The organism is Polynucleobacter sp. 73C-SIWE (assembly GCF_018882465.1).
In the GTDB taxonomy this organism is placed as follows: Bacteria; Pseudomonadota; Gammaproteobacteria; order Burkholderiales; family Burkholderiaceae; genus Polynucleobacter.
On record NZ_JACVOK010000001.1, the window covers coordinates 939,002 to 952,459 of the forward strand.

Sequence of the window (13,458 nt, forward strand, 5' to 3'; positions counted from 1 at the left end):
GCAAACTGCTGCGGGCTCGTTTCCTGATGGATGATTAAATTTAATCCTCTTCGGCAAAAGCCTCTTCGCGAGTCTTCTTCACTGCTGGCAAGGCCACGATCACTACCAGTAGGGCGGCTGCAATTAGCAACCCTAAGGAAAGTGGGCGGGTCAGGAAGGTAGTGAAGTCGCCGCGTGACAGTAATAGAGCACGACGGAAGTTCTCTTCCATCATTGGTCCGAGCACGAAGCCCAACAGTAATGGAGGAGGTTCACAACCAAGCTTGAAGAACAGGTAGCCAATCAAGCCAAAGCCTGCAGTTACATATACGTCAAACACGGTGTTGTTAACGGTGTACACACCGATACAGCAGAACACCAAAATTGCTGGGTATAGGAAACGATAAGGAATCTTCAAGAGCTTTACCCAGATACCAATCAGTGGCAAGTTCAAGAGAATCAGCATCACGTTACCAATCCACATCGAAGCGATCAAGCCCCAGAATAATGCTGGGTTGCTGGTCATTACTTGTGGACCAGGCTGAATGTTATGAATGGTCATCGCACCAACCATCAAGGCCATCACAGCATTTGGTGGGATACCTAAAGTCAGTAGTGGGATGAATGAGGTTTGAGCTGCAGCATTGTTTGCTGCCTCAGGGCCTGCAACACCTTCAATCGCACCCTTGCCGAATTCATGGCTGTACTTGGAGGATTTCTTTTCAACTGAGTAGGCACCGAATGCTGCTAAAGCTGCTCCACCGCCAGGCAGGATACCTAAGACGGAACCAATCGTTGTGCCACGCAAAATGGATGGGACCATACGCTTTAAATCGTTTTTGCTTGGAACCATACTGGTCAATTTATTGAGGAAGCCTTCGTCGTCACCAGTTTTTTCAAGGTTGCCCATGATTTCAGCGAAGCCGAATACACCCATAGCAACCGCAACGAAGCCGATACCATCGCTCAATTCAGGAATATCAAACGCATAGCGTGAGACACCAGAGTTCACGTCAGTACCTATTAAGCCCATTAACAAACCCAAGATGATCATGCCGATCGCTTTGATCAAAGAGCCGGATGCCAGAACAACCGCACCAATTAGACCTAAGACCATAAGTGAGAAGTACTCCGCAGGACCAAACTTAAATGCGAGCTGCGAGAGTGGGGCGGCAAAAGCAGCCAAGACCAAAGTTGCTACACATCCTGCAAAGAAGGACGCTGTTCCAGCTGTAAATAAAGCCACACCAGCTCGGCCATTGCGGGCCATTTGGTAGCCGTCAATTGCGGTCACCACCGACGACGTCTCCCCGGGAATGTTGAGAAGAATCGCTGTTGTGGATCCGCCGTACTGTGAGCCGTAGTAAATACCAGCCAACATGATCAATGCGGCAATTGGAGGTAATGCGTAGGTTGCTGGCAAAAGCATCGCAATAGTAGCGATAGGGCCTAAGCCAGGCAGCACGCCAATGAGGGTTCCCAAAATACAGCCGATGAGGCAGTACATGAGATTTTGTAAGGTAAATGCGGTTTCGAAACCGAGACCTAAATTAGCAAATAAATCCATTTTGTAGTGTCCCGGTTCTTTATTGTTGTAGGAATGCTGGCAGGAGCGGGAACTGAAGTTTCAGACCCAATACAAAAACTGAGTAAGTGAAGGTCACTAAGAAGGCAGCATTAATCAGAGTACCTTTCCAGGTGAACTCTCTGCTGGCACTTGCTGCTACGAAAACCAAAACCACCACAGCGATCAGAAAACCGAGTCTTGGAAGCAAAAGTCCATAGAGAACTACTGCGCCAGTAATTTGAGCAATGATCCGCCAGTTAAATTTGGGGATTGATTCAATCGCAGCTTTAGCGCTAAATGCCTTAACGGCTACTAGTAAGCCCAGGAAGAACATCAGAAGGCCTAAATAGAATGGGAAATAGCCAGGACCCATTTTGGCCGCAGTGCCCATTTGGTATCGGGTTGCTACGATGGCAAAGAAGGCGCCAATGACCATATACATGATCCCAGCCCCCAAATCCCGTTGGTTGCGAACTTTCAAGTTGTGCTCCTTGTGAATCGACTCAAACGCCGATCTATTTATTGATGTTGTGGGATTGTAAAGCACCCAAGGGGTATCTTTTCTAGGGTTTGCCCTAGAAGGTGGCCAATGCGATAATTATTGCCATGAAAGTCTCCCAAATTCGCCAGGCATACCTGGATTTCTTTGCCCGAAAAGGCCACCAAATCGTTCCGTCCAGTCCGGTAGTTCCGGGGGATGACCCAACCCTGCTATTTACAAATGCGGGTATGAACCAGTTCAAAGATGTGTTTTTGGGCTTTGATAAGCGTCCCTACAGCCGGGCCACGACTGCTCAAAAGTGCATCCGAGCAGGTGGTAAACATAATGACTTGGATAACGTTGGCTATACCGCACGTCATCACACCTTTTTTGAGATGTTGGGTAATTTTTCGTTTGGGGATTACTTTAAGAAAGATGCGATTCAGCTTGCATGGGATTTATTGACGCAAGAATTTAAGTTGCCTAAAGAAAAACTGTTAGTCACTGTGTATGCAGAAGATGACGAGGCTTATGAGATTTGGAATAAGCAGATTGGCATTCCAGCAGACCGCATTATTCGGATCGGCGATAACAAGGGCGCGCGTTACGCTTCTGACAATTTCTGGATGATGGGTGATACCGGACCATGTGGTCCTTGCACAGAAATTTTCTATGATCACGGTGATCATATTCCTGGCGGCCCTCCAGGCAGTCCAGATGAAGATGGTGATCGCTATATTGAAATTTGGAACAACGTCTTCATGCAGTTCAACCGCGATGAAGCAGGTGTCATGCATTTATTGCCCAAGCCTAGTGTGGATACTGGCATGGGTCTTGAGCGTATTGCTGCTGTTTTGCAGCATGTCAATTCTAACTATGAGATTGATCTCTTCGTCAATCTCCTCAAGGCTTCCAAGGATGCAGTGGATGCTGCTGGTGGTCAAAACTGTGATGCGCAAAGCCCATCACTGAAAGTGATTGCTGACCATATTCGTGCTTGCAGCTTTATTGTTGTGGATGGTGTGATTCCGGGTAATGCAGGGCGCGGATATGTGTTGCGTCGTATTGCCCGTCGTGCTATTCGTCATGGCTATAAGCTAGGTGCACGTAAACCATTCTTTTACCAATTAGTACCTGCCTTGGTAAAAGAGATGGGCGACGCTTATCCAGAGTTGCGTGCTGCTCAAGATAAAGTGGGTGAAGTGCTGAAGCAAGAAGAAGAGCGGTTCTTCCAAACGATTGCCAATGGCATGGAAATACTGGATGGCGCATTGGCAGGCGGTGCAAAAGTAGTTGATGGAGAAACTGCTTTCCGCTTGCATGACACTTTTGGTTTCCCGCTAGATTTAACGGCTGACGTTTGTCGTGAGCGTGGTGTGACAGTTGATGCCGCAGGTTTTGAGGTGGCGATGCAAAAGCAGCGCGATCAAGCTAGGGCAGCCGGTAAGTTCAAAGTTGCTCAAGGTCTAGATTACAAAGGCCAGCCTACTCAATTTCATGGTTACGACACCTTAAAACATGAGGGCGCTAAGGTAAGCGCTTTGTATGTGGATGGATCTCCTGTGACGTCAGTGAAGGCGGGTGATGCTGTAGTGATCGTGTTGGATCACACCCCTTTCTATGCGGAGTCTGGTGGCCAGGTTGGGGATAAAGGCGAGCTTCGCAATGAGACCGTCCGCTTTGCAGTGGAAGATACCTTCAAGATTCAGGCTGATGTCTTTGGGCATCAAGGCGAGTTACTCGAGGGTGAGCTGAAGGTGGGTGACGCGCTCAATGCCTTAGTCGATGTTCAGCAAAGAACCGATACCATGCGTAATCACAGTGCTACCCATATCCTACACAAAGCTTTGCGCGAAGTGCTGGGCGATCATGTGCAGCAAAAAGGTTCATTAGTAGATGCTTCTAAGACCCGTTTTGACTTTACGCACAATGCCCCCATTACAGCCGAGCAAATTCGCAAAATAGAAGACATTGTGAATCAAGAGATTTTGGAGAACACTGCTACCTCAGGCAAGGTGATGTCTTTAGACGATGCGCAAAAGACTGGTGCCATGATGCTTTTTGGTGAAAAGTATGGCGAAGAAGTGCGCGTTCTAGAAATTGGTAGCTCTAAAGAGTTGTGTGGCGGTACGCACGTATCTCGCACCGGTGATATCGGTAGCCTCAAGATTGTTTCTGAGGGTGGTGTAGCCGCTGGTATTCGTCGTGTTGAGGCAGTTACTGGCAACAATGCACTTCACTTCCTGCAAAGCATGGAAGATAAGATTAATGAGGCTGCAGCGATTCTGAAAACCCATCCAGGTGATTTAGTAAATCGCGTTGCTCAATTGCAAGAAAGCTTACGCCAGGCGGAGCGTGAGCTAGAAAAAGTGAACTCGAAGTTGGCTGCAAGCCAAGGTGACGAGTTAGCTGGTCAAGCAATTGATATTAATGGCCTCAAAGTATTAGCGGCCCGTTTAGATGGTGCTGATGCAGGGGTCTTGCGTGAAACGATGGATGCACTTAAAGCCAAACTTAAAACTGGAGCAATTGTGTTGGCATCCGTACAGGGTGATAAGGTAAGTTTGATTGCGGGCGTTACTGCAGACTCTATCGGAAAAGTAAAAGCAGGCGATCTCGTGAACTTTGTTGCTCAGCAAGTAGGTGGCAAGGGCGGCGGTAAACCAGAAATGGCAATGGCTGGTGGTAACGACCCTAGCAAGTTGGGCGCGGCATTAGAGGGTGTTAAAGACTGGGTGGCTAGCAAATGAGTGATCAAAATATTGCTTTTACCGCAGAGGTAGATGCGATTGGTATGAATTGCCCGTTGCCAATTTTGCGCACCAAGAAGGCTTTGGCAACTTTGCAATCGGGAGATGTGCTGAAGGTTAAGGCTACTGATGCAGGCGCGGCACACGACTTTCCAGCGTTTGCCAAACAAACTGGTAATGAACTCATTGCTAGTACTACTGAAGGTGACGTCTTGGTTTTCTTCCTTAAGAGAAGATAAGCAAGATCCGAAAAAAGCCGAACGTCTTAGGTTAAAGAGCGGCCCTTTAAGTAGGCTGCAAAGTCAGAGCTCAATTCAGGATGGCGTAAGGCGAATTCAACCGAAGCTTTGAGGTAGCCAAGCTTGCTACCGCAGTCATAGCGAACACCATCGTATTCATAAGCAAATACAGGCTCTTCTTTAAGCAAGGATGCAATCGCATCGGTTAGTTGAATCTCGCCACCAGCACCGGGTTTGAGATTGCGAATGTGACTGAAAATATCAGAAGATAGAACATAGCGACCCACAACAGCTAAGTTGGAAGGAGCATCTTTAGGTTGCGGTTTTTCTACAATACCGTTAAGGCGGTAAATGCCCTTGGCCACTTCAGCGCCAGAGACGATGCCGTATGAACCGCTCTTAGCGGGATCGATTTTCTCTACGGCAATCACAGAACCATTTTCCTCATCAAATACCTTGAGCATTTGCTTGAGTACTGGTGGTTGGCCATCTAATAAGTCATCTGCCAAGATGATGGCAAAGGGTTCGTCACGAACTAATTTTTCAGCGCACAATACTGCATGGCCAAGGCCTAAGGCTTCAGGCTGGCGAACATAAACGCAATCCACGTGACTGGGTTTAACGCTACGAACGATCTCTAGTAAAGCTGTTTTATTTTTAGCCTCAAGCTCTGCTTCAAGTTCATAAGCTTTATCAAAGTGATCTTCAATTGCGCGTTTGCTACGACCGGTAACAAAAATCATTTCAGTAATGCCTGCTGCAATGGCTTCTTCAACAGCATACTGAATGAGAGGCTTATCAACCACATTGAGCATCTCTTTCGGGCTTGCTTTAGTAGCAGGCAAGAAACGAGTGCCTAAACCGGCAACAGGAAAAACGGCTTTGGTAACGGCTTTAGTGGCTAATGGCATAAGGATTCCGATCGCTCTGGATTTACTACTGTTTTATTTCAGACGCTCTAATTGTGCAACAAGCTTCTCATGATTTTGCTCAAAACCAGTCAGACGTTGCTTTTCTTGGGCGACAACCTCAGCTGGGGCGCGAGCCACAAAGCTCTCATTGCTTAATTTGCCCTTGGCCTTGCTGATCTCATTTGCAAGGCGCTCAATTTCTTTGCTAAGGCGAATGCGTTCAGCGGCAACATCCACCTCAATTTTGAGCAAGAGTTTGATATCACCTATCAGAGCAATTGGCGCTCCCGGCGCATCTTTTTCGAGAGCAGATTCGTCGCTATAGATTTTGACTTCAGTTAATTTGGCAAGCGCTGTCAAATATGGAGTAGCTCTTACCAGGAATTCTTCTGGGCCGTAAATCCAAAGCGGTACTTTTTGACCGGGAGGAACTTGCATCTCGCCGCGCAAGTTTCTGCAGGCATCCACAATCGCTTTGATTTGTGCTACCCAGGCTTCGCTTTTCTCATCGATTTTTTCTGGCTGAGAAACGGGGTAGGGCTGGAGTGCAATCGTTTGCTTTGCTTGTTTAGCCAAATCTTTTCCAGACTTTGGTCCAACCGTTTGCCAAAGGGTCTCGGTGATAAATGGAATCAATGGATGCGCCATCCGTAAGATGGTTTCAAGGACGCGCAATAGGGTGCGGCGGGTAGCGCGTTGTTGTGCCAGAGTTCCTGTTTGCAGTTGGACCTTAGCAAGCTCTAGATACCAGTCGCAATACTCATCCCAAGCAAATTGGTAGATGCTGCCGGCAATGTTGTCAAAGCGATAGTTCTCAAAGCCTTTAGCAACCTCAGCCTCAGTTCTTTGTAATTGAGAAACAATCCATTTATCTGCTGGTGAGAAATCTAAATAACCTTCGGGCCCGCATTGATTATCACAAGGCGCTAAGCCATTGTCTTCATCACCGCCTGGACAGTTCATCAAAACAAAGCGGGTTGCATTCCAAAGCTTATTACAGAAGTTGCGATAGCCCTCACAACGCTTTTGGTCAAAATTAATATTGCGACCAAGAGAAGCTAGAGATGCAAATGTAAATCGCAAGGCATCCGTTCCAAAAGCAGGAATGCCATCTGGAAACTCTTTCTTAGTTTTCTTGCTAATACTTTCTGCTTGTTTGGGGTTCATCAAGCCAGTAGTGCGTTTCCCCACTAACTCTTCGATCTGGATGCCATCGATCAAATCGATTGGGTCCAGGGTATTACCTTTGGACTTACTCATCTTCTGACCTTCGGCATCGCGCACTAAGCCATGGACGTAGACAGTATGAAATGGTACCTTGCCAGTGAAGTGGCAGGTCATCATGACCATGCGTGCTACCCAGAAGAAAATGATGTCAAAGCCGGTTACCAAAACTGACGACGGTAGAAAGTGATTTAAAGCAGGCGTTTTTTCAGGCCAGCCCAGAGAGCTGAATGGAACCAGGGCAGAGCTAAACCAAGTATCTAGAACATCATGGTCGCGATTAAGTTTGCTGGTATAGCCTGCAGCAGCAGCTTTCGCTTTGGCTTCTTCTTCAGAGCGCGCAACAAAGATCTGACCATCATCGCCATACCAGGCCGGGATTTGATGGCCCCACCAGAGTTGACGAGAGATGCACCAGTCTTGAATATTGGCTAGCCACTGCGTATAAGTATTAATCCAGTTTTCTGGAACGAGCTTAATGTCACCTTTAGTAACTGCATCTAAGGCAGCGCCAGCGATGGATGAGCCAGGTTGATATTTGTTATCAGGACTTGGCTTAGACATTGCTACAAACCATTGGTCTGTGAGCATGGGCTCAATAATCGTTTGGGTGCGGTCACCGCGTGGCACCATGAGCTTGTGTGGTTGAACTTTTTCTAATAGGCCTGCTGCATCTAAATCAGAAACAATTTTTTTACGAGCAGCAAAGCGCTCCATGCCTTGGTAAGCAGCTGGCGCATTCTCATTAATCTTGGCATCCAAAGTGAGAATGTTGATGAGCGGTAATTGATGACGTTGTCCTACTGCGTAGTCATTAAAGTCATGCGCAGGAGTTACCTTCACCACACCAGTACCAAAGTTCAAATCAACATAGTCATCTGCAATGATCGGAATTTGACGATTGCATAAAGGCAGGTTGACCGACTTACCAATGAGATGTTTGTAGCGTTCATCTTCTGGGTTGACCATCACCGCAACGTCACCCAGCAAGGTTTCTGGGCGGGTGGTGGCAACGGTTAAGTGGCCCGAGCCATCAGCCAGTGGATAGCGGATGTGCCACATCGAACCATCTTCTTCTTCGCTGACTACTTCTAAATCAGATACGGCAGTTCCTAAAACAGGATCCCAGTTAACTAAACGTTTGCCGCGATAAATTAAACCTTGCTCATGTAAGCGTACAAATACTTCCACCACTGCTTTGGACATTTTGCTGTCCATTGTGAAATATTCTTTACCCCAATCAATCGAGGCACCTAAGCGACGAATCTGACGGGTGATGGTATTGCCGGAAGTTTCTTTCCACTCCCACACTTTTTCTAAAAATTTCTCACGACCTAAATCATGGCGAGAAACTTTTTGGGCATCGAGCTGGCGCTCGACAACGATTTGGGTGGCGATACCTGCGTGGTCAGTTCCTGGAACCCATAAAGTATTTTTGCCAGACATACGGGCATGACGTACCAAGCCATCCATGATGGTCTGGTTAAAAGCGTGACCCATGTGTAAGGTGCCAGTGACGTTCGGTGGTGGTAGTTGAATTGAAAAGTCACCTTTGCCTTCATCCATGCTGGCATCAGCAATTCCCCTGCGTTCCCACTCAGGGCCCCAATAGGCTTCGATCGGGGCGGGTTCATAGGATTTGGCGAGTTCGTCTGCAGAACTGGCCGCTGGTGAATTAGGGGTATTTGAGGCATTTGGCATAAGAGGCAAATTATAATTGGGGCGATGTACTCTGACTTGCTCGCGAACCTCAATCCAGAACAGCGCGAGGCAGTGACCCTCCCGCCTGTCAATGAAAACGGCCAAGCCCAATCAGCCTTGATTTTGGCTGGGGCTGGTAGCGGTAAGACCCGCGTCCTCACCACCCGTATAGCCTGGTTGATTCAGACTGGTCAGGTATCCCCTATTGGCGTCCTAGCGGTCACTTTTACCAATAAAGCCGCTAAAGAGATGATGGTGCGCTTAAGTGCCATGTTGCCTATCAACACTCGGGGCATGTGGATCGGCACCTTCCATGGCCTTTGTAACCGTTTATTGCGAGCTCATCATAAAGAAGCAGGTTTGCCATCTACTTTTCAGATTTTGGATACCCAAGATCAACTTTCGGCTATCAAGCGTCTTTTAAAGGGTTTGAAGGTAGATGATGAAAAGTACCCTCCAAAACAGTTGCAGTACTTTATTGCTCATGCCAAAGAACGCGGACAGCGCGCCAAAGATTTATCGGTTGGCGATGATTTTCAGGCAAAGATGGCGCAACTTTATGCAGCCTATGATGAGCAATGTCAGCGTGAAGGTGTAGTAGATTTTGCTGAACTCCTGTTGCGTAGCTATGAATTACTGAAGCACAGCGAGGCAATTCGGACGCATTATCAAGAACGCTTCCGTCATATTTTGATTGATGAGTTTCAGGACACTAATGCCTTGCAATACGCTTGGCTCAAATTATTGTCAGGCCATGATGCTAGTCGTATTAATGTGAGTGGTGCCGGAAGTAGTTCCGTCTTTGCAGTGGGTGATGACGATCAAAGTATCTATGCTTTCCGTGGCGCTGACGTTGAAAACATGCGGCTTTATGAAAAGCAGTTTCACCCATTGATGGTGAAGTTGGAGCAGAACTATCGCTCACACGGTCATATTCTGGACACGGCAAATCATTTGATTGCCAATAACTCTGAGCGTCTTGGTAAAAATCTCAGAACTGATGCAGGCCATGGTGAGCCAGTCAGAATTTACGAGGCACCAAGTGATCATGCTGAAGCTGCTTGGTTAGTTGATGAAATTAAGGCACTCATCAATAGCGGAATCAAACGTACGGAAGTAGCATTGCTGTATAGAAGCAATGCACAGTCCCGCATCATTGAGCACGCCTTGTTCTCCGCTGCTATTCCCTATCGGGTATATGGCGGATTACGATTCTTCGAGCGCGCTGAAATTAAACATGCTCTTGCTTATTTGCGTTTACTTGAGAACCCGAATGATGACACTTCATTCTCAAGGGTAGTTAACTTCCCAACCCGCGGTATTGGTGCAAGATCCATCGAAGCCTTACAAGATGCTGCTAGAAATCAGCAATCTTCTTTATATACAGCTGCATCTTCTTTGGAGGGCAAGGCTGGTGCTGCACTCGGTGGGTTCGTACGTTTAGTCGATCATATGCGTGAAGCTACGCGTCACAACACACTGCCTGAAACGGTTGAGTTTGTCATTCAGCATAGTGGTTTAATTCAGCATTACCTTTCAGAGCGCGAAGGTCAAGATCGCGTAGAGAACTTACAAGAATTAATTAATGCTGCTACTGCCTTTATTGCAGAAGAGGGTTATGGCCAGGATGCTGCGGCAGCGATGCTGCCTGGTGAAAATGCGCCTGGCGTTGTGGAGGTGTCGCCTCTGGCGGCCTTCTTATCTCATGCTTCTTTAGAGGCGGGCGATAACCAAGCCCAAGCTGGGCAAGATGCAGTGCAGTTAATGACTGTGCACTCTGCAAAAGGATTGGAGTTCACTTCGGTATTTATCACGGGTCTTGAAGAGGGTCTATTCCCTCATGAAAATAGTATCAATGAACAAAATGGCCTAGAGGAAGAGCGGCGCTTGATGTATGTTGCGATTACGCGTGCGAAAGAGCGCTTGTATTTGTCTCATACCCAGTCGCGCATGCTGCATGGGCAAGTGCGCTACAACATGCCGTCACGTTTTTTAGAAGAACTACCCTCCGAATCTTTGAAGTGGTTAACGCCCAAAGCAAAAGATGCACGCTGGGGCGGCAGCACTAGATCGGGATCTACATGGCAAGATGGCTACACCCGCCAACGCGAGTATGAATCCAATGACTTCTTTGACTCTGGTAGCGAACATCAAAGACCTACTAAGCGAGTAGGGTCTGCTTCGATGGAGGTGAAGAGATTAGCCTCTCCTCCACGGGGCAATTATCCATTTACGATTGGCCAGAATGTATTTCACACCAAGTTCGGCGAGGGTCGTGTTACAGGCTTAGAAGGTGTTGATGCTGATGCGCGTGCTCAAGTGAGCTTCAAGCGCCACGGCGTAAAGTGGTTGCAACTTAGTATTGCTAAGCTTGCTGCCATTGACTGATGGCTCTAGAAAATCTTAAGAAGCTAATACCTCTTCTTCAGTAAAGCAGGCCTTCCAAGTTGCATAGAAAGAGCAGTGCATTACCGTTAAGCCAGCCATGGAAAGCGGTGCAATGATGAAAGAAGCTGCTTGACCCAAATCGATCGCATCAAAAATCATGCCTACTGTTAGTGGGATGGCAATCAGAATCACACTCCAAATCGAGAGATACAAAAAAAACGCTGCTTTATTGGTCCAGCAAGCAAGGCAGCTCGAAAAGAGCGCTTGAGCAACTGACATATCTGCCCAGGCTATCAGCACTGGAGAGAACCACATCAGCATTGCTATCGGAACGTATAGAAGACCTCCGAAAAAAAGTACCAAATAAATTTGGCGGAGTGCTTCAGGCGTGATGGCTTTATCACTTGTCATTAATGGGATCAGTAATTCAAAATCAACCAAGAGGCTTAATGCAAAACTCATCAGCAAAATCAGCGCTGCATATACCAAGCCCAACTGCAAAATGCGTTTACGAACGATTGCGCTAGACCTCAGTGCGATTAAATACACCATTGGGCTGATGCGCTCTTTCTGAATCGCTTGACGGCAAGCTGTCATAAAGCCAGCCGACAATGTTGGCGTCAGCAATAGAACAGCAAATACCCCAATCACTGGGACAATGACTGCCAATTGAGCAGCAAAGATATACATAAAGACCAGCATCAAGAATCCAAGGGGATTCTGCTTGAACAGCCAAATACCCTGTCTAATCCAGGTATAGCCTTCTTTGGGGGCGACGGAATTGAGTTTCATAGGGATCGACGGCTTAGAAGAATGCGCTCAAAGTGAGTCGGGTCATGAGGTGTCAGTATTTGTGCATCTCTCGGTAAATAAAAGTCCCAAAGGCGGGATACCCAAAAACGAAGAGCTGCTGCACGTAGCATGAGAGGCCAGCTTGCTTGCTCTTCTTTGGTTAAGGGGCGTACTGCTTGATAAGCATTCATGAGCGCATCAAGACGCTCAGGATCTAAGTCTTGTTTGTTGCCCGCAAGACACCAATCATTTGCAGTAACTGCAAGATCAAACAACCACTTGTCAGTACCAGCAAAATAAAAGTCAAAGAAACCGCCTAATTGATCTTGTGAAGTATCGGTAGATCCTTGTGTGTCAAACAAGACATTATCGCGAAAGAGATCGCAGTGGCTAGCACCTTGGGGAATGGTGTCATAAGCAGCTGAGCTGAAAAATGCTTCTTGAGTGGCTAGCTCGTGAGTGAGTAAATCTTTTTGTGAGGTATTAAGATGAGGTACTACCAAGGGAATAGTTTTTTGCCACCACCCTAAACTACGCAAGTTCTCTTGAGTCTTTGCAAAATCTTTTCCAGCTAAATGCATCTTGGCGAGCATCTCGCCAACCATAGCGCAGTGCTTTGCTTCTGGCTGAAGCCTGGATAGGCCTGGTAGCTTGCTAACAATGGCTGCTGGCTTACCTTTGAGGGAAAACAGAATTTCACCTTTGTGATTCTCAATCGGCTTTGGAACGGGGATGCCCTTGTTTGCCAGGTGGCGCATTAACTCAAGGTAGTAGGGCAGTTGTTGTGCGGACAGTCTTTCAAAGATGGTTAAAACATATTCTTGTTTTTTGCCAGCTTGAATGGTGTCGAGAAAAAAATTCGAGTTTTCAATACCGCCATGAATTCCACGAATTTCGTTGGCTTGACCAATGTTGAAGTCTTCGGAGATCCAATGAGAAATATCGTCGAGTTCAATCGGGGTGAAAACAGCCATATAGCAGCAAATATTCTGTGAATTTTTTACTGAATCGGAATGCTGATACTCGGTACGCTCAGTAAATTACCTTCACCAGATTGCGCTCCAGGCTTTACGGAGTCTGGTGGAGACATTTCATAGGTCGTGTACTTTGTTTTTACTTGAACTTGCGTTGGGCTATTTGTATCTTTGTATTCTGTGATTTCTGTACCATTTGCATCTTTGTACTTATAGCTAGGGCTGCGGCTTTGGGGGGAATTCAGAGCACCAGAGGGGGTTGCAATAGGTGCAAGTGGCTGATTGTTGATTCGGTTCAGTTCTGAAGGGCTTAGGGCCTGGCTGTTATTCTGGGCCTGTGCTGAGCTAGATCCTAGAAGTCCAAAAACCACCAAAATACTCATGAGAGCTAGGTTTTGATTGAGTATGTGGCTAGTTAAGTTAGTTAGAACATGCATCATTTTTCACCTTTT

The 13,458-nt window shown here is 47.0% G+C and carries 10 protein-coding genes; 3 read left to right on the top strand and 7 right to left on the bottom strand.

What is annotated here, in order from left to right; translation table 11 throughout:
- Positions 1-40: 40 nt before the first annotated feature.
- Positions 41-1,546: a tripartite tricarboxylate transporter permease gene (locus ICN17_RS04865; RefSeq protein ID WP_087909426.1), complete on the bottom strand. Its 1,506-nt coding sequence runs from the start codon at positions 1,544-1,546 to the stop codon at positions 41-43.
- A 19-nt stretch (positions 1,547-1,565) separates the two neighbouring features.
- Positions 1,566-2,027: a tripartite tricarboxylate transporter TctB family protein gene (locus tag ICN17_RS04870; protein ID WP_216236365.1), complete on the bottom strand. Its 462-nt coding sequence runs from the start codon at positions 2,025-2,027 to the stop codon at positions 1,566-1,568.
- Positions 2,028-2,152: 125 nt separating this feature from the next.
- Here ICN17_RS04870 and alaS point away from each other — a divergent pair, with 125 nt between their 5' ends.
- Together alaS and ICN17_RS04880 are read left to right on the top strand one after the other, a co-directional pair.
- A complete protein-coding gene (alaS, locus tag ICN17_RS04875; protein ID WP_216236366.1) occupies positions 2,153-4,777 on the top strand; it encodes an alanine--tRNA ligase in 2,625 nt (874 codons plus the stop codon).
- 11 nt (positions 4,778-4,788) lie between these two features.
- Positions 4,789-5,016 carry a sulfurtransferase TusA family protein gene (locus ICN17_RS04880; RefSeq protein ID WP_216236674.1) on the top strand — a complete coding sequence of 76 codons (228 nt, stop codon included), beginning with the start codon at positions 4,789-4,791 and terminating at the stop codon, positions 5,014-5,016.
- Positions 5,017-5,042: 26 nt separating this feature from the next.
- Here the strand turns inward: ICN17_RS04880 and galU are convergent, their stop codons facing one another.
- Both galU and ICN17_RS04890 read right to left on the bottom strand, forming a co-directional pair.
- Positions 5,043-5,927, bottom strand: a complete 885-nt coding sequence (galU, locus tag ICN17_RS04885) for a UTP--glucose-1-phosphate uridylyltransferase GalU (RefSeq protein WP_216236367.1) — start codon at positions 5,925-5,927, stop codon at positions 5,043-5,045.
- 33 nt (positions 5,928-5,960) lie between these two features.
- Positions 5,961-8,852, bottom strand: a complete 2,892-nt coding sequence (locus ICN17_RS04890) for a valine--tRNA ligase (protein WP_216236368.1) — start codon at positions 8,850-8,852, stop codon at positions 5,961-5,963.
- A 24-nt stretch (positions 8,853-8,876) separates the two neighbouring features.
- Here ICN17_RS04890 and ICN17_RS04895 point away from each other — a divergent pair, with 24 nt between their 5' ends.
- Complete coding sequence (locus ICN17_RS04895; RefSeq protein ID WP_216236369.1) at positions 8,877-11,240, top strand: UvrD-helicase domain-containing protein; 2,364 nt, start codon at positions 8,877-8,879, stop codon at positions 11,238-11,240.
- Positions 11,241-11,255: 15 nt separating this feature from the next.
- On the opposite strand, the gene ICN17_RS04900 is transcribed toward ICN17_RS04895, so the two are convergent.
- Genes ICN17_RS04900 through ICN17_RS04910 form a run of 3 tightly spaced genes read right to left on the bottom strand, consistent with a single transcriptional unit; the run spans position 11,256 to position 13,446 of the window.
- Positions 11,256-12,032, bottom strand: coding sequence for a BPSS1780 family membrane protein (locus tag ICN17_RS04900; protein WP_216236370.1), 777 nt, complete (start codon positions 12,030-12,032; stop codon positions 11,256-11,258).
- Entirely contained in the window at positions 12,029-13,006 is a 978-nt protein-coding gene (locus tag ICN17_RS04905) for a homoserine kinase (protein WP_216236371.1), read from the bottom strand. The genes ICN17_RS04900 and ICN17_RS04905 overlap by 4 nt, the downstream gene beginning before the upstream one ends.
- A 26-nt stretch (positions 13,007-13,032) precedes the next feature.
- Positions 13,033-13,446: a hypothetical protein gene (locus tag ICN17_RS04910; RefSeq protein ID WP_216236372.1), complete on the bottom strand. Its 414-nt coding sequence runs from the start codon at positions 13,444-13,446 to the stop codon at positions 13,033-13,035.
- Between the last annotated feature and the right edge of the window lie 12 nt (positions 13,447-13,458).